This is a genomic window from Novosphingobium sp., assembly GCF_041905565.1.
GTDB lineage: Bacteria > Pseudomonadota > Alphaproteobacteria > Sphingomonadales > Sphingomonadaceae > Novosphingobium.
Genome location: NZ_JAYRKX010000016.1, coordinates 61,710 through 87,149, shown reverse-complemented (window position 1 = coordinate 87,149; position 25,440 = coordinate 61,710). Strand labels below are relative to the sequence as shown.

24 protein-coding genes and 1 tRNA gene are annotated in these 25,440 nt (G+C 66.6%); 6 read left to right on the top strand and 19 right to left on the bottom strand.

The genetic code is table 11. The features are described 5' to 3' along the window. The 6 genes from ACE3N9_RS13360 to ACE3N9_RS13335 form a co-directional block, all read right to left on the bottom strand. On the bottom strand, positions 1-182 hold a 182-nt coding region (locus tag ACE3N9_RS13360), incomplete at its 3' end, for a DUF2285 domain-containing protein (protein ID WP_374284359.1). 226 nt (positions 183-408) lie between these two features. After that, entirely contained in the window at positions 409-627 is a 219-nt protein-coding gene (locus ACE3N9_RS13355; RefSeq protein ID WP_013831674.1) for a helix-turn-helix domain-containing protein, read from the bottom strand. A gap of 93 nt (positions 628-720) precedes the next feature. Continuing rightward, positions 721-1,038 carry a DUF736 domain-containing protein gene (locus ACE3N9_RS13350; protein ID WP_374284357.1) on the bottom strand — a complete coding sequence of 106 codons (318 nt, stop codon included), beginning with the start codon at positions 1,036-1,038 and terminating at the stop codon, positions 721-723. Between the two features lie 378 nt (positions 1,039-1,416). Beyond that, positions 1,417-1,896: a hypothetical protein gene (locus ACE3N9_RS13345; protein ID WP_374284355.1), complete on the bottom strand. Its 480-nt coding sequence runs from the start codon at positions 1,894-1,896 to the stop codon at positions 1,417-1,419. A 105-nt stretch (positions 1,897-2,001) separates the two neighbouring features. Continuing rightward, on the bottom strand, positions 2,002-2,166 hold the full coding sequence (locus ACE3N9_RS13340; protein ID WP_006964003.1) for a hypothetical protein: 165 nt from the start codon (positions 2,164-2,166) through the stop codon (positions 2,002-2,004). A gap of 636 nt (positions 2,167-2,802) precedes the next feature. After that, a tRNA-Gly gene (locus ACE3N9_RS13335) sits at positions 2,803-2,877 on the bottom strand. Between the two features lie 215 nt (positions 2,878-3,092). On the opposite strand from ACE3N9_RS13335, the gene ACE3N9_RS13330 reads away from it, so the two are divergent. Further along, positions 3,093-3,992, top strand: coding sequence for a tetratricopeptide repeat protein (locus ACE3N9_RS13330; protein ID WP_374284353.1), 900 nt, complete (start codon positions 3,093-3,095; stop codon positions 3,990-3,992). A gap of 16 nt (positions 3,993-4,008) precedes the next feature. After that, the gene (locus ACE3N9_RS13325) at positions 4,009-4,614 is read left to right on the top strand and encodes an LON peptidase substrate-binding domain-containing protein (RefSeq protein ID WP_374284351.1); all 606 of its coding nucleotides are present in this window, start codon (positions 4,009-4,011) and stop codon (positions 4,612-4,614) included. A 3-nt stretch (positions 4,615-4,617) separates the two neighbouring features. Here the strand turns inward: ACE3N9_RS13325 and ACE3N9_RS13320 are convergent, their stop codons facing one another. The 6 genes from ACE3N9_RS13320 to ACE3N9_RS13295 form a co-directional block, all read right to left on the bottom strand. Then, entirely contained in the window at positions 4,618-5,238 is a 621-nt protein-coding gene (locus tag ACE3N9_RS13320; protein WP_374284349.1) for a MarC family protein, read from the bottom strand. A gap of 4 nt (positions 5,239-5,242) precedes the next feature. Next, positions 5,243-5,920 carry a hypothetical protein gene (locus ACE3N9_RS13315; protein WP_374284347.1) on the bottom strand — a complete coding sequence of 226 codons (678 nt, stop codon included), beginning with the start codon at positions 5,918-5,920 and terminating at the stop codon, positions 5,243-5,245. 10 nt (positions 5,921-5,930) lie between these two features. Further along, the gene (gene folD / locus ACE3N9_RS13310; protein WP_374284345.1) at positions 5,931-6,830 is read right to left on the bottom strand and encodes a bifunctional methylenetetrahydrofolate dehydrogenase/methenyltetrahydrofolate cyclohydrolase FolD; all 900 of its coding nucleotides are present in this window, start codon (positions 6,828-6,830) and stop codon (positions 5,931-5,933) included. Beyond that, positions 6,827-7,123 (bottom strand): YggT family protein, encoded by a 297-nt coding sequence (locus ACE3N9_RS13305; RefSeq protein WP_374284343.1) that lies wholly within the window; start codon positions 7,121-7,123, stop codon positions 6,827-6,829. The genes folD and ACE3N9_RS13305 overlap by 4 nt, the downstream gene beginning before the upstream one ends. Before the next feature lie 130 nt (positions 7,124-7,253). Continuing rightward, the gene (locus ACE3N9_RS13300; protein ID WP_374284341.1) at positions 7,254-8,063 is read right to left on the bottom strand and encodes an undecaprenyl-diphosphate phosphatase; all 810 of its coding nucleotides are present in this window, start codon (positions 8,061-8,063) and stop codon (positions 7,254-7,256) included. Next, positions 8,063-9,904 carry an ABC transporter transmembrane domain-containing protein gene (locus ACE3N9_RS13295; protein WP_374284339.1) on the bottom strand — a complete coding sequence of 614 codons (1,842 nt, stop codon included), beginning with the start codon at positions 9,902-9,904 and terminating at the stop codon, positions 8,063-8,065. Before ACE3N9_RS13295 ends, ACE3N9_RS13300 begins: the two co-directional genes overlap by 1 nt. Before the next feature lie 155 nt (positions 9,905-10,059). Between ACE3N9_RS13295 and ACE3N9_RS13290 the strand changes: the two genes are divergently transcribed. Then, a complete protein-coding gene (locus ACE3N9_RS13290; RefSeq protein WP_374284337.1) occupies positions 10,060-11,304 on the top strand; it encodes a polyhydroxyalkanoate depolymerase in 1,245 nt (414 codons plus the stop codon). On the opposite strand, the gene ACE3N9_RS13285 is transcribed toward ACE3N9_RS13290, so the two are convergent. The 7 genes from ACE3N9_RS13285 to ACE3N9_RS13255 all read right to left on the bottom strand — a co-directional run bounded on the left by ACE3N9_RS13285 (position 11,301) and on the right by ACE3N9_RS13255 (position 17,017). After that, on the bottom strand, positions 11,301-11,939 hold the full coding sequence (locus ACE3N9_RS13285) for a DUF4126 domain-containing protein (RefSeq protein WP_374284335.1): 639 nt from the start codon (positions 11,937-11,939) through the stop codon (positions 11,301-11,303). The two genes, ACE3N9_RS13290 and ACE3N9_RS13285, sit on opposite strands and share 4 nt — an antisense overlap. A 67-nt stretch (positions 11,940-12,006) precedes the next feature. Next, positions 12,007-12,570 carry a carboxymuconolactone decarboxylase family protein gene (locus ACE3N9_RS13280; RefSeq protein ID WP_374284333.1) on the bottom strand — a complete coding sequence of 188 codons (564 nt, stop codon included), beginning with the start codon at positions 12,568-12,570 and terminating at the stop codon, positions 12,007-12,009. 1 nt (position 12,571) lies between these two features. Next, the gene (locus ACE3N9_RS13275; RefSeq protein WP_374284331.1) at positions 12,572-13,750 is read right to left on the bottom strand and encodes an acetyl-CoA C-acyltransferase; all 1,179 of its coding nucleotides are present in this window, start codon (positions 13,748-13,750) and stop codon (positions 12,572-12,574) included. A 50-nt stretch (positions 13,751-13,800) separates the two neighbouring features. After that, complete coding sequence (locus tag ACE3N9_RS13270) at positions 13,801-14,250, bottom strand: MaoC family dehydratase (protein ID WP_374284329.1); 450 nt, start codon at positions 14,248-14,250, stop codon at positions 13,801-13,803. A gap of 118 nt (positions 14,251-14,368) precedes the next feature. Further along, positions 14,369-15,478: an acyltransferase family protein gene (locus ACE3N9_RS13265; RefSeq protein ID WP_374284326.1), complete on the bottom strand. Its 1,110-nt coding sequence runs from the start codon at positions 15,476-15,478 to the stop codon at positions 14,369-14,371. Continuing rightward, a complete protein-coding gene (locus ACE3N9_RS13260; RefSeq protein WP_374284324.1) occupies positions 15,475-16,842 on the bottom strand; it encodes a putative O-glycosylation ligase, exosortase A system-associated in 1,368 nt (455 codons plus the stop codon). The genes ACE3N9_RS13265 and ACE3N9_RS13260 overlap by 4 nt, the downstream gene beginning before the upstream one ends. Next, the gene (locus tag ACE3N9_RS13255) at positions 16,835-17,017 is read right to left on the bottom strand and encodes a hypothetical protein (RefSeq protein ID WP_374284322.1); all 183 of its coding nucleotides are present in this window, start codon (positions 17,015-17,017) and stop codon (positions 16,835-16,837) included. The genes ACE3N9_RS13260 and ACE3N9_RS13255 overlap by 8 nt, the downstream gene beginning before the upstream one ends. Positions 17,018-17,082: 65 nt before the next feature. Here ACE3N9_RS13255 and ACE3N9_RS13250 point away from each other — a divergent pair, with 65 nt between their 5' ends. From ACE3N9_RS13250 to gltB, 3 genes are all read left to right on the top strand, one after another. After that, positions 17,083-18,312, top strand: a complete 1,230-nt coding sequence (locus tag ACE3N9_RS13250; protein ID WP_374284321.1) for a TIGR04063 family PEP-CTERM/XrtA system glycosyltransferase — start codon at positions 17,083-17,085, stop codon at positions 18,310-18,312. A 51-nt stretch (positions 18,313-18,363) separates the two neighbouring features. Beyond that, positions 18,364-20,517, top strand: a complete 2,154-nt coding sequence (locus ACE3N9_RS13245) for a hypothetical protein (RefSeq protein ID WP_374284319.1) — start codon at positions 18,364-18,366, stop codon at positions 20,515-20,517. Positions 20,518-20,783: 266 nt separating this feature from the next. Next, positions 20,784-25,424 (top strand): glutamate synthase large subunit, encoded by a 4,641-nt coding sequence (gene gltB / locus ACE3N9_RS13240; protein ID WP_374284317.1) that lies wholly within the window; start codon positions 20,784-20,786, stop codon positions 25,422-25,424. Positions 25,425-25,440 lie beyond the last annotated feature (16 nt).

Here is a 25,440-nt window from a genome sequence, read left to right as displayed (position 1 = left end):
CTTCGCGCGCGATCCGGCTCACTGGCAGGATCGATGGCGAAGATGATCGAAACCACCTCTTCCCATGATGCCTCGTCCTTTTCGGCATCCAGCAGGCGAAGATACGTGACAAGGTGGCGCTCATCATAAGCGCTCAATCGGTCTGACTGCGGTGGTTCATCGGCAAACTCAGGAGCCGACATGGGTCTCTCCTTGTAGCAAAACCTGTTTAGTGACTGCGCCCCTGCAACGCGCGCAGAGAAGCAGGGTGAACTTATCCCCAATCGGGCAGTGCGCTATCCCCAGCACGGGATAATGCCGAGCCCAGATTGCCGGGACAAAACATTCCCAGAGGCAATGATCTGCCTGTTGTAGTTCAGAAATTGTAAAATTGCTGCTGAGATTCGGTGAATGGCGGTGGGTTTGCGTTCAACGACCGCCAGGTTTTTCGAAAAATCGCACGGGATCGACGGCAAGTTCTTCTGCGAGTCGCTCAATCGTGTCGAGCGTCGGCGAATTGGCTGCGCGTTCGAGAAGGCCGACATAGTTTCGGTTGATTCCGGCACGATGCGCCAATTCCTCCTGCGAAAGCCCACTGGCGTGTCGCAATCGCCTTAAATTCGTCCCAAAAATCTCCCGAAGCCTCATGCTTCGTGGGTCGGCGTAACCCTAATATACTGCCACCCAATATACTAGGGATTCGTCATCGCCCGGTGTGACCCGGGCGATGACTTGGCCGATTCAATGGTCGTTGCGGCGGCTCGGGCGGTTCCAGACCAGATCGTGACTGCCGTCCTCGGCTTCGAACAGCTGGGCGAAAATGGGTGCCATGAAGCTGGGGTCGTCGAGCTTCACCGAAAGGTACGGACGGTCGTCCTGGGTGTGCTTTTTCCAGGCTGCGCCGATTTCGACTTCGCCGATGAGGACCTGGTGAGTGGGGGCATTGCCGCTGGTGTTTTCTTCCGCGACGATTCTGACTGATTTGGCCTGAAGGGCGAGAGTGACGATCTGGCCCCGGAGTTCGCCCGAAACCATCTTGAAGTTGCCGATCTTTGCCATGGGTATTCCTTTCCGTTGGACGGGACCGCGCCAGTGCGGCCTCGATGCGCGGATAAGGGTCAGCCAGTGGCAGGCGCCGCAGCGTCAGCCCGCAGCGTTAGCGAAGGACGGTGTGGCCGGGCTTTCTTGTCTCGCGAGGAACGGCGGAACGCCGGGGGAAGAAAGTTCGGCAAGCACCGTTGCGGCAAGCCTGCCAAGCGAAGCGTCTGGCTGACATGGGCGCGGATCGAAAGAGGCCGTACTGGTCGGTTCTGCCGGGAAGGACGCCAGATGCGGATCGCATGCACTGGCTCGGGTGAACGCAGGCCCTGAACCCTCGGTTCAAAATCGGTCAAGCAAAGGAAGCGACTGGACCGGCGGTATTGGCCCCTCACGCCATCACTCGGCCGACATGGATTGGCCTGTAGAGGCTTGCCCACCCACGGGACTGGCAAACTTTGAGGTGACGTGCGTATCGCAATCCGACATCGTCACGCTTCGCCATGCCGAGAGGGATGTCGCCATAGCAGCGATGGATCCAAGGATCGCCAGCAGCATGCTGTTGTCCGTTGCCAGTGATCCAAGCGCGTGCGCGGCCTGAAAGCCGGCGAATCCCGCGGGTATGGCAAAGAGGAGCGCGATCCCGGCACGGATCATGGGAGAGCGGACAAAGGCAATGAGGCTCTGTCCAATCAGAAGCGTAGCAATGCCTGCCGACAGTCCGCCCAGGATTGCTCCGAGATGACCAACATCATGGCGGAGCAGCAGGAAAGCACACGTGAGCCCGGCATAGACAGGCAGCGCGTAGCTGGCGAGGCGGAAGAGCAGCGCGAGCACATAAAGGCCAGCAACGGCCCCGAGGATGAGAAAAATGGTCATAAGCGTCCCTTGTCTGGACGCGCTCGCCACCACCTCCTCAGCGCAATCTGCGGTGCAAGAATAGCACGGCAGGGCACAGGCCGAAAAGGCGAAATGTGCCTGAGGTCAGCGGCTGAAGGGGTCATATTCGCGAACCACTTGTTCGGGGTCACCGTCAAATTCGTCAGCGGGGATGACGAAGTAGCCCTGATTGGTTTCGATGAGGACGATGACCGTCATCAGCGTCCGGGAGAGGTTCCAGCCAAGCGATTGTGCGGTTGCCAGTGGCATGTTGCGGCTCCTGCCTAGGAGCGGGACCACCCCGCTCGACAGTCGCCCCACAGGCCGGGGGCTGGCCGCAATCACCGCAGCAAAGCTGCGGCCGCACGCGCACGCGTAGCGGACCCTTCACGGGTTGATTGAAGGAGGACAGGCTTCGAGCCCAGGGATCAGCGGCTATTGCGAGCGAGTGGTTCTGCGACGGTTCGAGCTATGCCAATTGCGCCAGTCAGATTCCGGCGGTGACATATTCTTCAGGTGTCCGCCGTTGACGGCCAGTTGCTCAAGATTGGCAGGCATTACGCGGCCGACAATATCGATATGTGCGACCTCGGCGATCTGAAAAAGAGTTTACCTTGCGCTGTTCTGGCGCAGCACGCTGCCCCTCGGCCAAGGCGCCCGACTGCTAGCAGCGAGATGAGCCGTTTCACACCACACGTTAGGCGCAAGTTCGGGCGACATTGATCGACAATTTAGGTGCAAAAAGGCGGCTCAAAATTCACGAGCTACGACCGGCTTTCCCCACGACGCCCCAACCTGTAACAAAATTGGAGACAATATGGAGACAATGGGGGTCTCGGTGAGGCGTTGTCTCCAGAATTTCAAGGGTCGCCGGTCGGCGAAATCGTTGATTTTCTGGGAGAAAACTGGAGCGGGCGAAGGGATTCGAACCCTCGACCCCAACCTTGGCAAGGTTGTGCTCTACCCCTGAGCTACGCCCGCTCGAACGCCTGCAAACCGGTGCCTTTCGGCTGTGGTTCGGGGTGGAGGCGCGCCGTTAGCATCGCCCCATGGGCTTGCCAAGCGGAAAATTGGTTTTGATGGCAATCTGGGCCACCGCGCGGGTGACAAACACCGTTTATCCCTTCACAAAGCAGCAGGAAGTCCCACATTGGGGCCGCATTTCGCGCAACGATGGAGCAAGCGCCTTGGCAAGCATGGGCCTTAATATCGAAGAACAGAAGGCCGTGGACCGGTTCCGCAAGGCGGTGGTCGAACCGTCGATGGCGAATCTGGTGATTCTCGACTTCTGGGCCGAATGGTGCGGCCCCTGCAAGGCGCTGACCCCGGTGCTGGAAAAGGTCGCCGCCGAATATGCCGACAAGGGCGTGGTGCTGGCCGAGATCAACGTCGATGAGGAGCAGTTCATCGCCGCGCAGTTCCAGGTGCGCTCGATCCCCACGGTCTATGCCATGTTCCAGGGCCAGCCGGTGGCGGACCTGACCAATGCGCGCAGCGAATCGCAGCTGAAGGGCATTCTGGACCAGTTGCTGGCCAAGCTGCCGATCCATCCCGGCGAAGCGCCCAGCCAGGACATCGCCCCGCTGATCGCCATGGGCGAGGAAGTGCTGGCCAGCGGCGATGCCGAACGCGCCGCCGGGATCTTCGCCCAGATCGCCGAAATGGCGCCGCACGATGCTGCCGCGCAAAGCGGCCTGCTGCGCGCGCTGCTGGCATTGGGCGCGCTCGACCAAGTGGAAGCGGCGCTGGCCGCGGTCCCGGCCGAACTGGCCAATGACCCCGAAGTGGCCCGCGCCCGCACCGCGCTGGAGCTGGCCCGCAACAAGCCGGAAGACAGCGAGCTGGCCGCGCTGCGCGCTGCTGCCGAGGCCGATCCGGCTGACATGGCGGCGGGGCTGGCCTTTGCCGAGGCGGCCTTTGCCGCGGGCGAGCGCGATGCCGCCACCGACAAGCTGCTGGCGATGATCCAGGCCGATCGCGCCTGGAACGACGGCGCGGCCAAGGCCCGCCTGCTGCAGATCTTCGAAGCGGTCGGGCTGGAAGACCCGTGGGTTGCGGCGCAGCGGCGGCGCTTGTCGCTGGTGCTGTTCGGCTGACGGCGGAGGCGCGGCGGTGCGCGTATCGATCTTTCCCCTGCCCGGCGCGATCCTGTTTCCCGGGCTGCAACTGCCGCTGCACATCTTTGAGCCGCGTTACCGCGCGATGGTGACCGACGCCCTGGCGCGCGACCGGCGCATCGGCATGATCCAGCCCCAGCGCGCCGACGAAGGCGCGCCGCTGTTCCGGATCGGCTGCCTGGGCAAGATCGGCGAGGTCGAGGCGCTGGAGGACGGCCGCTTCAACCTGATGCTGGAAGGCGAATCGCGCTTTCGCGTGCTGCGCGAGCTGGATGTGGTCACCCCGTTCCGCCAGGTCGAGGCGGAACTGATCCCCGAGGAAATGCACGGCGCGCTATCCCCGATCGAACGCGCCCTGTTCGAGCGCGAGGCGCGGGCCTTTGCCGATGCGCAGGGCTATGCGGTGGACTGGGACGCGGTGACCCGCCTGGACGACGAATCGTTGATCAACGGGGTCAGCCAGATCGCGCCGTTCGACCTGGCCGCCAAGCAGGCGCTGGTCGAGGCCGACACCCTGGCGCAGCGCTGCGAATTGATGGTCCAGTTGATGCAGTTCTTCGGCCGCCGCGACCGCGACGATGGCCGGGTGACCCTTCAGTAACCTTCAGGTCAGCAGCACGGCCTTCACCCCGTCGATCACGTATTGCGCGGCCAGCGCGGCCAGCAGCACGCCGAGCAGGCGGGTAATCACCGCTTCGACCCGTGCGCCCAGCAGGCGCATCAGCGGCCCGGCCGCGGCCAGCGCCACGAAGGTCAGCACCAGCACCGCGCCCAGCGCGCCCAGCACCACCAGCGTTTCCGCCGTGCCGTGGGCCCGCGCGGTCAGCAGCATGATCGTGGCGATCGAGCCCGGCCCGGCGATCATCGGCATGGCCATGGGGAACACCGACACGTCCTCGACATGGTCCTCGCGGACCTTTTCGGCGCGTTCCTCGCGCCGCTGGGTACGCTTTTCGAACACCATGTCCATCGCGATCACGAACAGCATGATCCCGCCGGCGATGCGGAAGGAATTGAGCTCGATGTGCAGCGCGCCCAGCAGGTCTTCGCCGAACAGCGCGAAAGTGACCAGGATCAGCGCCGCAATCACGCTGGCGCGGGCCGCCATGGCCACGGCCACCCGCCCCGGCGCGCCTTTCACCAGCCCGGCATAGATCGGTGCGCAGCCGGGCGGGTCGATCACCACGAACAGGGTGACGAAAGCCGAGAGGAACAGGTCCAGCAAGCGTTCAGTTCCCCGCCGCGACCTGTTCCTGCAGCACCGTTTCGTGGGCCGTGCCGTTCCACAGCCGCACCGTGACCGTGCGGCCGCCATCGGGCGCGACGGCGGAACCGACGATCAGCGTCTGGTCGCGCGATATGCCCTGCTTGAAATCGACGCCTTCGGCCGGCGCGGTGATCGGCACCCCCGGCTTGCCGGCGCATTCGGCCACCTTGCTCTTGATCATCTCGGGCGCGAACAGCGGCACGCCCAGGCGGTCACCATGATCGAGGATCCATTTGTAGCCGCCGTCCATCCCGCGCGCCCAGACGGTGGTGAAATAGCCGGTCGAATCGCTGCGCTGCCAGGCGCCGTGGGTCACCGCGAGCGAACCGTCGCAGCTCGACCAGACAAGGTGCGGCTGCCACTTCACCGCGTGCTGCGGATCGGTCTTGCCCTTGAGGAATTCGAGCGCCTTGACCCGCTGCGGCACGAACATTTCCGCCTCGGGCGCGGCGGTGGCGCGGAACGCGGTCCACTGCCCCTTGTCCTGGGCCAGCTGGTTGAAGGCAATTTCCGCCGCGACCACCGCGCCGGGATTGGCCACCGGGCGCAGCGGCGGGCCCGCAGGGCGCGGCTGCCCGCCGCAAGCGGCGAGCGCGATGGACAGCGACAGGGCGAGCGTGACGGGCAGAAAGCGCTTCATAAGCCCAAGCTTAGAGCGCGTCGGCCTCCAGCGCCACCCCTGCGTTGCGGTGAGCGGCGACCAGCGCATTGCGCAGCAGCACGGCGATGGTCATCGGCCCGACCCCGCCCGGAACCGGGGTAACCGCGCCCGCGACCTGCATCGCCTCGGCATAGTCGACATCGCCGACCAGACGGCCCTTGGCCTTGCCTTCTTCCGGCGGCAGGCGGTTGATGCCGACGTCGATCACGGTCGCGCCGGGCTTGATCCAGTCGCCCTTGACCATTTCCGGGCGGCCCACGGCGGCCACGACGATGTCGGCGCGGCGGACCACTTCGGGCAGGTCCTTGGTGCGGCTGTGGGCAATGGTGACGGTGCAGTTTTCCGCCAGCAGCAGCTGCGCCATCGGCTTGCCGACCAGGATCGAGCGGCCGATCACCACGGCATTGAGGCCCGAAAGGCTCCCCAGCCGGTCCTTGAGCAGCATCAGCGAACCAAGCGGGGTGCAGGGCACCAGCCCCGGCAGGCCCAGGGCGAGGCGCCCGGTGCTGATCGGGGTCAGCCCGTCAACGTCCTTGTCCGGGCTGATCCGTTCGACCACGGCCTGTTCGTCAAGGTGCTTCGGCAAGGGCAACTGCACCAGGATGCCATCGACCATGGGATCGGCGTTCAACCGGTCGACCAGCGCGATCAGATCAGCCTGCGCGGTATCGGCAGGCAACTTGTGTTCGAAGCTGGACATGCCGCATTCGACGGTCTGCTTGGCCTTGCTGGCAACATAGACCTGGCTGGCCGGGTCTTCGCCCACCAGCACCACGGCCAGCCCCGCCTTGCGCCCGGCCGCCTGTTCAAAGGCGGCGGCATGCTGGGCAACGCGGGCGCGCAGGCTGGCGGCAAAGGCTTTCCCATCGATCACGGCGGCTTGGGTCATTGGTAGGCAAGGCTCCCGAGGTAACGGAGGACGATGATCACGATCTGCAGCACCACGATCAGCACCATGGGCGAAAAGTCGATCGCCCCGGTATGCGGCAGCATGCGCCGGATCGGACGCAAGATCGGCTCAAGAATGGCGTTGAGCGCCTGCCACAGCGCCCCGACAAAGGGGCTGTGCATGCTGACGACGTTGAAGGTGATCAGCAGGTAGAGCACGAATTGCACGATCACCACGGTGGTGATGAGATCCGTCAGCAGCATCAGGATCGGTATCAGGACTTGGCTGATCACGGGCGGGACCCTCTCCAGAAATGAACAGGCCCCGCTGATAGCCGAGGGGAGGCCCCTCGGGCAATCACTGGCTCTTGGGGCCGATTGTATGTGTTGCTTACTAAATTGGCAAGTGGCCTGTTGCGGACACTCAGCGCGACAGCAGGAACACCGCCAGCGCGCCGGCGACGATCCGGTACCAGGCGAACGGGGCGAAGCCCGCGCGGCTGACATAGGCGACGAACAGCTTGATCACCGCCAGCGCGACCACGAAGGCCACGAAGAAGCCGATCGCGATCTCGTCCCAGCCGACCGGGCCGGTCCCGGCCATCAGTTCGGCGCGCGAATCCCACAGTTCCAGCGTGGTCGCGCCCATCATGGTCGGGATCGCCAGGAAGAAGCTGAATTCGGCCGCCGTGCGCCGCTCGATCCCCATCGCCAGCGCGCCCATGATCGTCGCGCCCGAACGGCTGACACCCGGGATCATCGAAATGCACTGGAACAGTCCAACGCCCAGCGCCTGGCGCACCGGCAGCTGCGCTACGCCGCTGGCCGGACCGGGCTTGGCCACGCGTTCGATCGCGAGGATCGCGATCCCGCCCAGCACCAGCGCCCAGCCAACCACCAGCGGACTGCCCAGCATCATGCGGATCTGGTCCTTGAGCAGCAGCCCCAGCACGGCCGAGGGCAGGAAGCCCAGCAGGATGTTGCGCACGAACACCAGGCTCATGCTTTCCAGCCGCAGCAGGCCCATGCCGACCGCCCAGAAGGTGCGCCAATACTGCACCACCACCGCCAGGATCGCGCCCAGCTGGATCACCACGTTGAACACCGCCCAGGTCGCGGCATCATAGCCGAACAGTTCCGACGCCAGGATCAGGTGCCCGGTTGAGGACACCGGGATGAATTCGGTCAGCCCCTCGACAATGCCGAGCAGGATCGCGGTAATCGTGAGGTCCATCAGTTTTCCCCGGCGGCGGCCAGCGCCTTGTCATCGAATTGCAGCGCGGCGAGGCGCGCGTAGAGCCCGCCCTGCCCGGCCAGTTGATCGTGGGTGCCCTGCTCGACGATCCGGCCCTTGTCCATCACCACGATCCGGTCGGCGGCGCGCACCGTGGCGAGGCGGTGGGCGATCACCAAGGTGGTGCGGCTGGCCATCAGCCGGTCAAGCGCGTCCTGCACCAGCCGTTCGCTTTCGGCATCCAGCGCGCTGGTCGCCTCGTCGAGCAGCAGGATCGGCGCGTCGCGCAGCAGCGCGCGGGCAATCGCGATGCGCTGGCGCTGCCCGCCCGACAGGCGCGCCCCCCCTTCGCCCAGGAAGGTGTCCAGCCCTTCGGGCAACTCGCGCAGGAACTGTTCGGCATTGGCGGCGCGGGCCGCTTCCCAGATCTGTTCGTCGCTGGCGTTCCAGTTGCCATAGCGCAGGTTGTCGCGCGCATTGGCGGCAAACAGGGTGCCTTCCTGCGGGACCAGCGCCATGCGGCGGCGGACCTGCGCGGGATCGACCGCGGTCAGCGGCACGCCGTCCAGCTTGATGGTCCCGGCCTGCGGATCATAGAAGCGCTGCGCCAGCTGGAACAGCGTGCTCTTGCCCGCGCCCGACGGGCCAACGATCGCCACGGTTTCGCCCGGCTCGATCGTCAGCGAGAAATCGGCCAGCGCCGGCTGCTCAAGCCGGGTCGGATAACGGAACGAGACGCCTTCGAAAGCCAGCTTGCCGCGCGCCGGCTCGGGCAGGTCAAGCGGGCGGGCCGGCGGGGCGATCACGGGGCGTTCGTTCAGCAACTCGTTCAGGCGGCTGGCTGCCCCGGCACCGCGCAGCAGGTCGCCATAGACTTCGGTCAGCGCGCCGAACGCGCCGGCGACGATCCCGCCGGCCAGCACGAAGCCGGCGATGGTCCCGCCGCTGAGCGAGCCGTCGGCAACCTTCATCGCCCCTTCCCACATCAGCATCACGATCCCGCCCATCACCAGGATGATGACCACGCTGGTCATGATCGCGCGGGTGCGGATGCGGCGCTTGGCGGTGGCGAAAGTCTGCTCGACCACTTCGCCGAACACTTCGCGTTCGTGCTGTTCCTGGTTGAAGGCCTGGACCACGCGCATCGCGCCCAGCACTTCGGCCGTGCGCGCGCCGATATCCGCCACGCGGTCCTGGCTGGTGCGCGAGATGTTGCGCAGCCGCCGCCCGAACCAGGCGATCGGCACCACCACCAGCGGAATGCCCAGGATCAGCCCGGCGGTCAGCTTGGGGGCGAGGTAGAACAGGTAACCCACCCCGATGATCGCGGTCAGCATGTTGCGCAGGGCAACCGACACCGTGGTGCCGACCACCTGTTCGATGATCGCCGTGTCCGAGGTCATCCGCGAGGAGATTTCCTTGGGGCTGTTTTCCTCGAAGAAGCTCGGCGGCAGGCGCAGCAGGTTCGACTGCACCTTGTAGCGCAGGTCGCCCACCACCCGTTCGCCCAGCCAGCTGACGAAGTAGAACCGGATCGCGGTGGCAATCCCCAGCACCAGCACGATCATCAACAGGTAATGGAACACCGTGTCGATCGATTCCGGCGTGGCCTTGGCCCCGAAGGCGGTATCGACGATCGAACGGAAGCGGTCGGGGATCGAAATCGTTGCCGCCGAAGTGGTGCACAGCGCGGCAAAGGCGATGGCCACCTGCTTGGGATATTTCACCGTTTCGCGCCAGATCATCCCCAGCGGCCCCAGGCTGCGCGCGGGCGGCGACTCGGAACTGGCGGGTGATTCAGGCTGCGGCGACGCGGACACCGGCGTGGTTTCGGATTCCATGGCGCAGCGCCCTAGCACAGCAACACGGCGCCGTAAGGGACAAATGCACGCCATTGTGCGGTGCGGCAGCAAATATTGCATTGCACAATGAATCGAATGGCGGCACGGTGCCTGCTTCCGTCCGGCGGGGGGCCGGATCGCAGGAGGGTCCTGTCTTGCTTTACACCGCTTACGAATTGCAGCGCTCGTGGCTCAACGCCGCCAGCACCTGGGCATCGGTGACGGTCGAGATGCTGAACAACCCGGCCATGCCGTTCGGCTATACGGGGCTGGCCCCGGTGGTGTCCTCGGCGCTGGACGTGTTCGCACATGCAGCAGCGCCGCGCGGCAAGCCGCAGTTCGACATCGAGACGGTCGAGGTTGATGGCCGGACCTTCCCGGTGACCGAAGCGATCGTGATGCACAAGCCGTTCGGCAACCTGCTGCGCTTCACCCACCCCGGCCTGCCTGAAAATCCGCCGCGCCTGCTGATCGTCGCGCCGATGAGCGGCCACTTCGCCACCCTGCTGCGCGGCACCGTGGCCCGGATGATCGAGCGCTGCGAGGTTTACATCACCGACTGGGCCGATGCCCGCGACGTGCCGCTGAGCGCGGGCGAATTCGACCTCGATGACTACATCGACTACGTGATCGAATTCTTCGAGCATATCGGCCCCGGCGCCCACGCGCTGGCGGTGTGCCAGCCGTCGGTCCCGACCTTTGCCGCGACCGCGATCATGGCGGCCGACAAGAACCCCTGCCGCCCGGCATCGCTGACCATGATGGGCGGCCCGATCGACACCCGCGAAGCGCCGACCAGCGTCAACGACCTGGCAATGCAGCGCCCGATCGAATGGTTCCGCCACACGGTGATCGCCACCGTGCCGCTGCAATATCCGGGCGCGGGCCGCCGGGTCTATCCGGGCTTCATGCAGCTGGCCGGGTTCATGAGCATGAACCTGGGCAACCACATGCTGAGCCACTACCACATGTTCAAGCACCTGGTGGACGGCGATGGCGAAAGCGCGGACGCGACCAAGGCGTTCTACGACGAATACCGCGCGATCTGCGACCTCAACGCCGCCTACTACCTTCAGACGGTCGAGGAAGTGTTCCAGAAGCATTCGCTGCCCAACGGCACTTTCGTCCACCGCGGCAAGGTGGTGGACCTGGGCAAGATCACCGACACCGCGATCCTGGCGGTCGAGGGTGAGCGCGACGATATTTCCGGCATCGGCCAGACCAAGGCCAGCCTGCATCTGGCAACCGGCCTGGCCGAGGCGAAGAAGAAGTATCACCTGGCCCCGGAAGTCGGCCATTACGGCATCTTCAACGGCAGCAAGTGGCGCGAACAGATCGCCCCGGTGCTGGAAGAATGGATTGCCCGGCACGACCGCCCGGCGCTGAAGGTAGTCGCCTAAGCCTCGCTTGGCGGGGTGGGCAAGGCGCCCGCCTCGCCCGGCACGCGCATGAACACCCGGCGCAGCACGCGCCAGGCCAGGACCAGCAGCGCCGCCGCGCCCAGCGCGACGATCAGCGCGATGCCGGCGGCCAGCACCGGATAGGCATAGGCCAGGTACAGCAGCCCGCCGGTCGCCACGTCCTCGGCGGCGGACACCGCAACGTTGCTGAACGGTTCGGGGCTGGCGTTGACCACGGCCCGCGCGCTGGCCTTGCCGCCGTGGGCGAGGAGGCTGGCTCCGCCCCCCAGGATGAAGGCGACGGCCTGGGTGGCCGGATCGGCCGGATCGATCAGCGCCAGCGCCAGCAGCGCCCCGCCCAGCGGCCGGATCAGGGTGTGGACCGTGTCCCACACCGTATCGAGCCACATCACCTTGTCGGCCAGGAATTCAAGCGTAGCGGCCAGCCCCGCCGCGCCCAGCACCCACGGATTGGCCAGCACCTGCAAGGCCGCCAGATGCGCCGGAAGCGGCACCAGCCCGGATCGCATCGCGAGGCCCGTGGCCAGCACGCACAGATACAGCCGCCAGCCCGACAGCAGGCTGACCGACGCCGCGATCCCCAGAATTTCGATTATGCCGAGATGCCCGCCCATGCCAGCAGCTCCCCCGCGCGCCCGTTATGGCGCGAAGGATGGCCGCAAACACTTGGTTTGGCAAGGTTCAGGCGGTCAGGTCCGGATCGCCGGTCAGCACCGCATCCAGCTGCACCCCGGCGCTGTTCAGCAACATCGACACCTGGGTGTACTGCCCGACGGTATAGACCAGGTCGATCCGCCCTTCATCGCCCAGCGGCGCCAGCGCCCCCCAGGTTTCATCGGTGATGAAATGGCCGCGCACCAACTCGTCGCAGGCAATCAGGATCGCGGCGTCGATCGCGCTCCAGCCGGGGGCGGCGGCGCCCTGCTTGATCGCGGCAATCTCACCCGCGGTCAGCCCGGCGCGCTGGCCGATCACCACGTGCTGGGCCCATTCGTAGCCCGCCTTGCACAGGAACCCGGTGCGCAGGATCGCCAGTTCCCGGGTCCGCGCGGGCAGCGCATTGGCATCGGACAGGATGTAATTGCCCCAGGCCAGGAACGCCTTCAGCGCCGCCGGCTTGTGCGCCTGGGTGCGGAAGATGTTGTAGGCGCGGGCGAATTCGGGAAGCGCGGCCAGCGCTGCCTGCGCCTCCGGGGTCAGCTCCGCATCGGTCAGCGGGGCGATCCGGGGCGCAGGCAGCCGCATGTTACAGGACCTCGAACAGGCCGGCAGCGCCCATGCCGCCGCCGACGCACATGGTGACGACCACGTACTTCGACCCGCGCCGCTTGCCTTCCAGCAGCGCGTGCATGGTGCAGCGCGCGCCGGTCATGCCATAGGGGTGGCCGATCGAGATCGAGCCGCCGTTGACGTTCAGCCGGTCATCGGGAATGCCCAGCTTGTCGCGGCAGTAGAGCACCTGCACCGCGAAGGCCTCGTTCAGTTCCCACACCCCGACATCGTCCATGTGGACGCCGAACCGGCTGAGCAGCTTGGGCACGGCGAAGACCGGACCGATCCCCATTTCGTCTGGCTCGGTCCCCGCGACCGCCATGCCGACGTAACGGCCAAGCGGGGCCAGGCCCTTCTTCGCGGCCAGCGCGGCTTCCATCACCACCACGGCGGCCGAACCGTCCGAGAGCTGGCTGGCGTTGCCGGCGGTAACGATCCCATCGGGCAGCACCGGGCCAAGCGACTGGAGCCCTTCCAGCGTGGTTTCGGGACGGTTGCCCTCGTCCTTGGCCAGCGTCACTTCCTTCATCGAGGTTTCGCCGGTGGCCTTGTCGGTCACCGCCATGGTGGTGGTGCAGGAGACGATTTCATCGGCGAACTTGCCCGCGGCCTGCGCGGCGGCGGTGCGCTGCTGCGATTGCAGGGCATAGGCATCGCAGGCCTCGCGGCTGATGCCATAGCGCTTGCCGACGATTTCGGCGGTCTGCAGCATCGGCATGTAGATCGCGCCGTGCATCGCCATCAGGCTGGGATCGGGCTGGACGCGCATGTCCTTGGTCTGGACCAGGCTGATCGATTCCTGCCCGCCGGCGGCCACCACGTCCATCCGGTCCATCACCACCTGCTTCGACGCGGTGGCGATGCTCATCAGGCCGGACGAGCACTGGCGGTCCATCGACATGGCCGAGACGGTCACCGGCAGCCCGGCCTTGAGCGCGACCTGGCGGCCGATGTTGCCGCCCTGCGCGCCCTGCTGGAGCGCGCTGCCCCACAGTACGTCGTCCACTTCGCCCCCTTCGAGGCCGGCGCGGGCGATCGCTTCCTGAAGGCTGAGCGCGCCGAGCGAGGCGCCCGGCGTGGCGTTGAACGCGCCGCGATAGGCCCGGCCAATCGGCGTGCGGGCGGCGGAAACGATGACTGCGTCACGTGACATGGGGATTTCCTTGATGCTTGGGGTTCAAACGGTCCCTGGGGAGGAAGCGTTCAAACGAAGAACTGCATGATCCATTCGGCGATCAGTGCGGGCTTCTCTTCGCCCTCGATCTCGATGGTGTATTCGTTGACCTGCTGCCACTGGCCGGGGCGCTTTTCTTCAAGGGCCAGCAGCTTGACGTGGGCGCGCACGCGCTTGCCGGCGCGGACCGGGCTGATGAAGCGGGTCTTGTTGCCGCCATAGTTGACGCCCATCTTCACGTCCGTCACCCGCGCGCCTTCGGTCATCGAGGATAGCACCGGGATCAGCGACAGGGTCAGGAAGCCGTGGGCGATGGTCCCGCCGAACGGGGTCAGCTTGGCCTTTTCCTCGTCGATGTGGATGAACTGGAAGTCGCCGGTCGCCTCGGCGAACTTGTTGATGCGTTCCTGGCTGACTTCGAACCAGTCCGAAACGCCGATGTTCTGGCCAACCTTGGCCTGCAGGTCTTGCGGGGTCATATTGCCTCTCCTTCGCGGGAATTCGTCGGCCCTTAATGGCCCAAGCGAAGGCGCGGCGCAACGCGCGCAATGCTGCCGCTACGGCAAGCGCGGCGCCCTGCGCGCCGGGGCGGGCGAATCACTCGGCCGCAAGCGCCGGGGCCGGCCGCGCCCAGAGCGGCGGGCGGCGATTGAGCCAGCGCTGCGCCGGCTTTTCCAGCCCATGATACAGCGTGACCGAGGCCGCCGCGACCAGGCCAAGATAGCCTGCCAGCCCCAGCCAGCCCAGCTGGAGCGAGGCATCGACGAAGGCCAGCTTCCAGACAATGAACAGCAGGAAGTGGGCAAGGTAGGTCGAATAGGAAATCTCGCCGAGGTAGGTCAGCACGCGCCCGCCGAGCAGCCGCGCGAGCGGTCCGGTATCGAGCGCCAGCGCGGCCAGCAGCAGGAAGAACAGCCCCGGCACCAGCGCCGTTTCGGGCAGGCGCCAGGCCAGGCACATGGTGGTCCAGAACAGCGCGGCGATCAGCGCGCGCACCGCACGGCCGCCGCTTTGCGTCCAGCGCCGCCACAGGATGCACAGCACCATGCCCATGGCGAATTCGGGCAGGCAGCGCCACAGGCCCAGGCCGGGAATATCCTCGCCCAGGGTGCGGTAGCCGTGGGCGGCGAAGATCGTGTGGACCACCGCCGCCAGGCCCAGCAGCAGCGCGTAAAGCGCCCAGCGCGGCCAATGCTCCCACCGCGCCGCCATGACCACGGCGGGGAACAGCAGGTAGGCGGCGAGTTCGGTGCTGATCGACCAGGCCGGGTGGTTCCAGCTCAGTTCGTCGGTCAGCCCCCAGTTCTGCACCAGGGCAAAGTGCAGCGGCAGTTCGGCCAGCGGATAGCCCGGCGCAGCCCGGCCCGTGGCCAGCAACAGGCCGACCAGACCAACAAAGCCCAGCAGCACCGCGCCGTGCAGCGGCCAGACCCGCGCCAGCCGCCGCCACAGGAACAGCCGCGCCTCGGCCCAGCCGCCCGCGCGGATCCGCTCGGCGTAATTGTACCAGATGACAAAGCCCGACAGGATGAAGAACAGGTCGACCGCGAGATAGCCCTTGGCCAGCACGGCAATCGTCCATTGCGGCAACAGATCGGCCAGCGACAGGCGGATATGGTACAGCACCACCGCCCAGGCGGCGATCCCGCGAATGCCGGTCAGCGCAGCAAGGTGGCGCGGGGCAGCGGCGGCTGGGGGCGCGGTCATGCCGGTTTCACCCGCAGCAGCGGCGCGCCATCGCCCCCGCGCAATGGGCGGCGCGCCGGCTGGTCGATCCGCCGGGCATAGGACCACAACCCGCATTGCAGCCCGATCAGCATGAACATCACCGGCTGGAACGCGATCCCGATAAACAGCGCGCCGACGAAATAGACCATCTGCGACAGTTGCAGCGCATTGGCCAGCGGGGCGATCCATTCGCGGCCCGGCGCGGCGCGCTTCATCCAGCGGCGGCGCAGGCGCTCCATCTGCCAGATCCCCAGCAATTGGATCCAGGCCCACAGCAGGAAGCCGGGATAGCCCTGTTCGCCCAGCATCTCGAAATAGGCGGAATGATAGGCCCGGCCCACTTCCTCGTGGTATTCGGTCTGGATCGTCACGTTGTTGTGGCTGCCCACCGCCTTGCTGGTCGGCACGCGCAGGCGGTTGCCGCGATAGGCATCGAACCCGCCGCCAAAGGGATGGTCCTGCACATAGTCCAGCGTCCACATCCACACCGCCACGCGGGTGCTGGCCGACTGGTCGGACTGGTGATTCTCGATCGTGCTCATCCGCTTGGTATAGCTTTCCGGCAGGAACGGGATCGCCGCCAGCGCCAGCACGCCGCCCATCGCCAGATAGAGGAACCGGCGCTTGACCGCGCGCAGCGACAGCACGCCCAGCAGGGCAATGCACAGCAGCCCGGTGCGGGTCTGCGTGCCGATCGGGATCAGCAGCGCGGCAAAGGTCAGCGCCGCGGCGAACATCGTCACCAGCCGCCCGCGCGGAAAGATCGTGCCGAACCGCGCCAGCCACCAGATCAGCGGCACGATCGCGATCGAGATGGTCGACAGGGTGGACCCTTCATAGATCCCGGCGTTGTCCGCCACGAACAGCCGCAGCGTGCCATAGCCGCCGCCGCCCGCCAGTGTCTTGATCCCACCGCTGATCACGATTGCCCCCACGGTCAGCACGATGGTCAGCGCCGCCGCCTCGAACCGCAGGCGCGTGCGCAGGGTCAGCGGCAGGAAAATCGCGAAGAACAGCGCCTTCCACACCCAGGCCCATTTCTCGACCGCCGAATCGGCATAGTCGGCGGTCAGCGTGGTCAGCCCGCAATAGACGAGCAGCAGCGCGATCAGCCCCTGGCGCAGGGTAAAGCGGCTGTCGGTCTTGGGATCGATCATCAGCCAACCGCCGAACGCCAGCAGGAAAGCAATCAGCGAGATCGGCAGCGAGGCCAGCAACCCCCACGAAATGCGCTGCGGGGTCAGGATGTCGATATAAAGATAGGCCAGCACCCACACAAACGGGCGGCGCAGGCCCAGCGCCAGCAAGGCAAAGACAAAGCCGGTGATCGCCAGGTCAAGCACGCGGGCGCACCTGCAAGCTGCGCCGGGCGGCGGCGGACGGCGGCGGCGGTGCGGCGGGGGGCTGCTCCTGCCCTTCGGCGGGTTCCTCGTGATCGAGGTCGTCGCGTTGCAGGATCCGCCAGGCCGCCAGGGCCAGCAGGCCGTGCGTCAGGGCCAGGGCGAAGTAATCGATCATCGCTGGGGCTTTAGCCGGACGGGGTTGACGCCGCGTTAAGCCTTGTCGGTCTAGCTAATGCGCCCATGACCAGGGTTCTGCACGTCCTAGACCATTCGGTGCCACTGCACAGCGGCTACACCTTTCGCACCCGCGCGATCCTTACCGCACAGGCGGCCATGGGGCTGGAAGTGCGCGGCATTACCGGGCTGCGCCACACCATGGACGGCCCCGATGTCGAACAGGCCGAAGGGCTGACCTTCTACCGCACGCGGGGCGCGGCCAGCGGCCCGCCGGCCTGGCGCGAATGGCGCGAGATCCAGCTGCTGGCCGACGCCATCGTCAGCGCCGCGCAGGACTGGCGGCCCGACGTGCTCCACGCCCACAGCCCGGCGCTGTGCGGCAAGGCCGCGCTGATCGCAGGCAAGCGGCTGGGCATTCCGGTGGTCTATGAAATCCGCGCCTTCTGGGAGGACGCCGCCGTGTCAAACGGCACCGGCAGCGAAGGCAACCTCAAATACCGCCTGACCCGCGCGCTCGAAAGCCACGTGGTCCAGGGGGCCGACGCGGTGGTGACGATCTGCCAGGGGCTGAAGCAGGATCTGGTCGCGCGCGGCGTGCCCGCGCACAAGATCACGATCAGCCCCAACGGGGTGGACCTGGCGCTGTTCGGCGAACCGGCCCTACGCGATCCGGCAATGGCCGAGCAGCTGGGGCTGGGCGATGGGCCGGTGATCGGCTTCATCGGCAGCTTCTACGACTATGAAGGGCTGGACGATCTGATCGCAGCCATGCCGCTGCTGACCGCGCGAGTGCCCGATGCAAAGCTGCTGCTGGTCGGCGGCGGGCCGATGGAAGCAGCGCTCCGGGCCCAGGCCGAGGCCAGCCCGGCGCGCGGCGCGATCCGCTTTGTCGGGCGCGTGCCGCACAGCGAAGTAGAGAAATACTATGCGCTGGTCGATGTCATGGCCTATCCGCGCAAGCGCAGTCGGCTGACCGACCTGGTCACCCCGCTCAAGCCGCTTGAAGCCATGGCCCAGCGCCAGCTGGTCGCCGCCAGCGACGTTGGCGGCCACCGCGAACTGATCACCGATGGCCTGACCGGGACGCTGTTCGCGCCAGACGATCCCGCCGCCTGCGCCGCGGCGCTGGCCGACCTGCTGGCCGCGACCGGCACCTGGGAGGCGCGCCGCGCCGCCGGTTTGGAACACGTCCGGACCAGTCATGACTGGGCCCGGAATGTTTATCGTTATCAGGATGTTTACCATCGTCTGATAGCCCCGATGGTGAACTGCACGGTTTCCGCCGCCGCCTGAGCGGCTGCGGCGACCGGCAGAAGTGACTTGAACTGACGGGGTATTCCAAGCGTGGCAAAGCAGCACAAGCGCAAGGCAGCCAAGGGCAGGCCGCAGGCCGCCAAGCCGATCACCAGCCACCAGTTGTTTCCGGCCGTGGTCGCACTGTGGTTCGGCGCGCTGTTCGGACTGGGCAGCCTGGCGATTCGCCCCACCCTGCTGGAAGCCGTGGTGATGAAAAGCCGGATCGACCTGATCATCCCGGCAGCGGCCCCGCCGCTGGGCATCACCGCGCGGATGCTGATTGCCCTGGCCATGGCGGCCATTGGCGCGACCATCGGCGTGGTGATCGCGCGGCGCATGGCTCGTCCCAAGCAGGAATTGCGCCAGCGCAAGCGCGGCGCGCGCAGTCAGGACAGCGCGGCCGATTTGCCCGCCTATCGCACGGACTATGCTGCACCGAGCCCGGTTTCCGTGCACGACGAAATCGACCTGGGCGAGGAAGCGGGCGGGCTGCTGGCAGGCCGCCGCCGGGCCGCGCTGGCAATCGAGCATGAAGAGGCCGAGTTCGTGCCCCACGAGATGGCCCCGCTTCCGGGCGGCACGCCGCAGGTGCTGGACATCAGCGGGATCGAACTGACGAACCACACACCGATCACCGGCGACGAGGAACTGCCCGCCCCGGACCTGCCCCGCCAGCTTGCGCAGGCAGCGCCCGCGCCCGAAGCACCGCTCGATCTCGGCGCCTTCGCGCAGGCCGGATCGCCCCCCGCCGCCGCTCCGTTCGCCCCGCCGGCCCCGCCGCCGCTCGATTTCAGCGCCGCGCCGTTCACTGCCCTGGCCGGCCAGAACGTACCCGAACGCCAGGTGTTCCAGCCGGCTCCGGTCAACCCGGCGCTGTTCGATGGCACCGCCACTCCGGCCCAGCCGCCGCGCCAGATCTTTGGCATGCCGGTGGAGGACGATCACGTCGATCAAAGCCACATCCGCGCCGCCGGTTTCAAGACCTCGGTGTTCGAAACCGATCAGCCCGAGCCGCTGTTCCCCGCTCGTGAAGCAGCCGCGCCCGTACCGCTCGACTGCGCCGAACCGGCGCCATTGGCAGCGCCCACCTTCGCGCCGATGCCGCCCCCCTTTGCCGCTGCAACGGACGCACCGTTTGCCCGGCCGGCCGAACCCATGCCCACCGCCGAAGCGCCGACCAGCGCGGCGCCTGCCGAGCTCACCGCGGCCGCCGCGCCCATCGCCATGGCCCCCGAACCGCTGCCGCCGGTCGCCGGCCTGGGGATGACGGACCTTGCCTCGCGCCTCCAGCAGTCGATGCGGCGCCGCCGTGCCGCGCGCAGTGGCAGCGAGACGCTGATCGAAAGCGCCCCCAACACTGGCGCTGACGCGCAGGACGCGCCACTGGCCGCACCGGCGGTCATGCCGAGCCCATCCGTAGCAGTTGCGCCGCCGGCCGATCCGGCGCCTATCCGGGCCGGCTTTGCCGTTGACGCCGGGCTGCTCAGCCCCGCCCCGGCCTTTGCCCCGCCCGATCCGGCCGTTGTCGTGCCGCCCGCCCCGCTCGCCATGCCTGCGGCGCTGCGTCCGCTCGATCTGGGCGATCCGGTGATGGACGACGCCGACGACATGCTGGCCAGCCTGTTGCCGCCGCGCCACATTGCCATGCCCGCTGCGCCGATTGCGACGCCTGCGCCCGAGCCGACGGCACAGCCCGCCGCATTCACCGCGCCCCCGGTCGCCGCCGCGGTGCTTCAGCCGCTGCCGGATGCCTTCCAGGCCCTGCAGGCGGCCTTTGCGCCAGTCGCAGAAGCCGAGCTCGAGGCCGAGGTTGAGGCGACCAGCGGCGACCCCGAAAGCGACCGCACGCCCGATGCAGCCGAGGAGGAAGGCTATGCCTCGCTGCTCGACATCGGCCAGCCGCTGGCCGCGCGCTCGCAGTTCGTGCGGATCGAGGAGCCCGAGGCCGACAGCGCCGAGGTGGAACCCGTGGTGATCTTTCCCGGCCAGACCCCGTTCGGCGCCCCGACCGCTCCTCCCGCGCCCTTTGCCGCTCCGCAGCCGGAGGCGCTGGCGTTCCGCAAGTTCGATGCACCGAGCACTGCGGGCGTGGGCGGGACCATTGCGGCTGCCAGCAGCATGCCGGCAACCGATCCGTCCGAAGCCGACCAGGCCCTGCGCGCGTCGCTCGCCAACCTGCAACGGATGAGCGGCGCCGCCTGACCCGGTCCGGTCTGGCCGGACTGGACGGGATGAGGCCAATTCCCTACCCTGAAAACCTATTCAAAGAACCGCTTGGGCTAGCCCAAGCGGTTCTTGGCCTTTTCGCAGTTGCAAAAACAGCATCCTGTCGTCATGGGGAAGCTTGGCGCAACTTTCGCTGCTTTTTGCGGCGGGGCTGATTGCGCTTAATTGCTGGAAATCAGCGATTCACGCGCATTTGCGCGGCGAATCAAGATTTCCGGCGGCACAGACAGGATGGTTAATCGATGGGTTTTCCGGCGCCCCAGGGCCTTTATGATCCGAGCAATGAGCATGACGCGTGCGGCGTGGGCTTTGTCGCCCACATCAAGGGTGCGAAAAGCCATGCGATCATTAGCCAGGCCCTGGAGATTCTGAAAAATATCGACCATCGCGGCGCGGTGGGCGCGGATCCGCTGCTGGGCGACGGTGCGGGCATCCTGATCCAGCTGCCCGACGCGCTGTTCCGCAAGTGGGCCGACCAGGAAGGCCTCAAGCTGCCGCAGCCGGGCGACTATGCCGTCGCCATGTGCTTCCTGCCGCAGGACGAGCAGGCGCGCGAATTCGTGATCGGCACCTTTGAAAAGTTCGTGGCCAAGGAAGGCCAGCGGCTGATCGGCTGGCGCGACGTTCCGGTGAACACCGACGGGCTGGGCAAGGCCGTGCTCGAATCGATGCCGGTGATCCGCCAGTGCTTCGTCGCACGCGGCGAGAACTGCGCCGACCAGGACGCGTTCGAACGCAAGATCCTCGCGATCCGCAAGCAGACCCAGAACCCGCTGGCAGCCCTGGCCGAAAAGCACGGTCTGCCCGGCCTGACCGAGCTCTACATGCCGAGCTTCTCGAGCCGCACCGTAGTCTACAAGGGACTGCTGCTGGCGACCCAGGTCGGCAGCTTCTATGACGACCTGCGCGATCCGGACTGCGTGTCCGCGCTCGGTCTGGTCCACCAGCGCTTCTCGACCAACACCTTCCCCAGCTGGAAGCTGGCGCACCCCTACCGCTTCATCGCCCACAACGGCGAAATCAACACGGTGCGCGGCAACGTCAACTGGATGAACGCCCGCCGCCGCACCATGGAAAGCGAACTGCTGGGCGCTGACCTCGACAAGATGTGGCCGCTGATCCCGCACGGCCAGTCGGACACCGCCTGCCTCGACAACGCGCTCGAACTGCTGCTCGCGGGGGGCTTCAGCCTCGCCCACGCGGTGATGATGCTGATCCCCGAAGCCTGGGCTGGCAACCCGCTGATGGATGCCAAGCGCCGCGCGTTCTACGAATACCACGCCGCGCTGATGGAACCCTGGGACGGCCCGGCCGCCGTGGCTTTCACCGACGGCCGCCAGATCGGCGCAACGCTGGACCGCAACGGCCTGCGCCCCGCCCGCTTCATCGTCACCGACGATGACCTGGTGGTAATGGCTTCCGAAAGCGGCGTGCTGCCGATCAAGGAAGACAACATCAAGCGCAAGTGGCGCCTCCAGCCCGGCAAGATGCTGCTGATCGATTTCGATCAGGGCCGCATCATCGAGGACGAGGAGCTGAAGGCCCAGCTTTCGGCCGAAGAACCCTACGAAGCCTGGCTGGAAAGCGCGCAGTACAAGCTCAAGGACCTTGAAGTGGTCGAGCCGGAACTGGCGCAGCTGGCAGTGGAAACCACCAGCCTGCTCGATCGCCAGCAGGCCTTCGGCTATACCCAGGAAGACATCGCCAGGTTCCTGGAACCGATGGGCCGCAATGGCGACGATCCGATCGGGTCGATGGGCACCGACACCCCGATCGCGGTGCTGTCGGACCGCAGCCGCCTGCTCTACGATTACTTCAAGCAGAACTTCGCCCAGGTCACCAACCCGCCGATCGACCCGATCCGCGAGGAACTGGTGATGAGCCTGGTCAGCATGATCGGCCCGCGCCCCAACCTGCTGGGCCGTGATGCCGGGACGCACAAGCGGCTTGAAGTGGATCAGCCGATCCTGACCAACGAGGAAGTGGCCAAGATCCGCTCGGTCGAAGCCGCGCTGGACGGCGCCTTCCGCACCGAGACGATCGACATCACCTGGGACGCCAAGACCGGGGCCGCCGGCCTTGAAATGGCGATCAAGGAAATGTGCTGGGCCGCAACCGAAGCGGTGCTGCAGGACAAGAACATCCTGATCCTGTCCGACCGCGCCCAGGGATCGGACCGCATCCCGATGCCGGCCCTGCTGGCCACCGCCGCGGTCCACCACCACCTCGTCCGGCAGGGCCTGCGCATGCAGACCGGGCTGGTCGTCGAAACCGGCGAAGCGCGCGAAGTGCATCACTTCTGCGTGCTGGCGGGTTACGGCGCCGAAGCGATCAACCCCTATGTCGCCTTTGAAACGCTGGAAGACATCCGCGTGAAGAAGGAGCTGCCGGTCAGCGCCTATGAAGTTCAGAAGAACTATATCAAGGCGGTCGGCAAGGGCATCCTCAAGGTGATGTCCAAGATGGGCATCAGCACCTACCAGTCGTACTGCGGGGCGCAGATCTTCGACGCGGTCGGCCTGTCGAGCCAGTTCATCCAGTCCTACTTCACCGGCACCGCGACCACGATCGAGGGCGTTGGCCTGGCCGAAGTGGCCGAGGAAACCGTGCGTCGCCATGCCGCCGCCTATGGCGACAACCCGATCTATGCGCACATGCTGGACGTGGGCGGAATGTACGGCCTGCGCCGGCGCGGCGAACAGCATGCCTGGACGGCGGAAAACATCGCCGCCCTGCAGCATGCCGTGCGCGGCAACGTGCCCGAAAAATACAAGGAATTCGCTCAGACCATTAACGATCAGTCCAGCCGGATGCTGACCATCCGCGGGCTGATGGAACTGAAGAAGGCGGATAAGCCGCTCGACATCAGCGAGGTCGAACCGGCCAGCGAAATCGTCAAGCGCTTCGCCACCGGCGCGATGAGCTATGGTTCGATCAGCTGGGAAGCGCACACCACGCTGGCAGCGGCGATGAACCAGATCGGCGGCAAGTCGAACACCGGCGAAGGCGGCGAGGATCCGCGCCGCTTCAAGCCGATGCCTGATGGCCGCAACCTGCGGTCGGCAATCAAGCAGGTCGCTTCGGGCCGCTTCGGGGTGACCACCGAATACCTGGTCAATGCCGACGACGTGCAGATCAAGATGGCCCAGGGCGCCAAGCCCGGTGAAGGCGGCCAGCTGCCCGGCGACAAGGTTGACAAGACCATCGGCGCGACCCGCCATTCGACCCCCGGCGTCGGCCTGATCAGCCCGCCGCCGCACCACGACATCTATTCGATCGAAGATCTGGCGCAGCTGATCCACGATCTCAAGAACGTGAACAACGGCGCGCGGATCTCGGTCAAGCTGGTGTCCGAAGTGGGCGTCGGCACGGTTGCCGCGGGCGTTTCCAAGGCACGCGCGGACCACGTGACGATTTCCGGCTATGAAGGCGGGACCGGCGCTTCGCCGCTGACCAGCCTGACCCACGCCGGCAGCCCGTGGGAAATCGGTCTGGCCGAAACCCAGCAGACTCTGATCCTCAACAACCTGCGCAGCCGCATCTGCGTGCAGGCCGACGGCGGCCTGCGCACCGGGCGCGACGTGGCAGTTGCCGCGCTGCTCGGCGCGGACGAGTTCGGCTTTGCCACCGCGCCGCTGATCGCGGCCGGCTGCATCATGATGCGCAAGTGCCACCTCAACACCTGCCCGGTTGGCGTTGCCACCCAGGACCCTGTGCTGCGGGCGCGCTTCACCGGTCAGCCCGAACACGTGATCAACTACTTCTTCTTCGTTGCCGAAGAACTGCGCGCGATCATGGCGGAAATGGGCTTCCGCACCATTGGCGAAATGGTCGGCCGGGTTGACCGGCTCGACATGCGCCAAGCGATCCACCACTGGAAGGCGCAGGGCGTGGATCTCAGCCGCATCCTCTACCAGGCTCCGCTGGGCGACAGCCCGTCGCTCGGCTGGTCGGGCACGCAGGACCACGGTCTCGACAAGGCGCTCGACAACGAGCTGATTGCCGCTGCCGCCGATGCCCTCGACAAGCAGAGCCCGGTGGTGATCGAGCGCAAGGTGATCAACGTCAACCGCACTGTCGGCGCGATGCTGTCGGGCGAAGTGGCGCGGCGCTATGGCCATGCCGGGCTGCCGGACAACACCATCGCGATCCGCCTCACCGGGGTGGCCGGGCAGAGCTTTGGCGCCTGGCTGGCCCACGGCGTCAGCCTGGAACTGACCGGCGATGCCAACGACTATGTCGGCAAGGGCCTGTCGGGTGGCCGCGTGGTGGTGCGTCAGCCCGCCCACGTCGACCGCGAGCCGACCGAGAACATCATCGTCGGCAACACCGTGCTGTACGGCGCGATCGCCGGTGAAGCCTTCTTCAACGGCGTGGCCGGCGAACGCTTTGCCGTGCGCAATTCGGGCGCGGTCGCGGTGGTCGAAGGCACCGGGGACCACGGCTGCGAATACATGACCGGCGGCGTGGTGATGGTGCTGGGCAAGACCGGACGCAACTTTGCCGCGGGCATGTCGGGCGGCGTCGCCTATGTCTATGACGAGGCCGGGAACTTCGCCCAGCTGTGCAACCAGGCGCAGGTCGACCTGCTACCGGTGGCGAACGTCCACGACGAGGAGGACGGCGCTGGCCGGCCGCAGCAGCGCACCAATGGCGTGAGCGACCCCGGCATGGGCGACGTGCTGCGCCACGATGCCGACCGCGTCCGCGTGCTGCTCGAACGCCATCACCTTTACACCGGCAGCAGGCGCGCCCGCGCCCTGCTGGACGACTTCGACACGGCGGTGACCAAGTTCGTCAAGGTGATGCCGCGCGACTACGCGAAGGCGCTGAAGCAACTCGAGGCCGAGCGGCAGGCTGCCGCTTCGGTGGCCGCGGAATAAGATAGGGTCACGATAC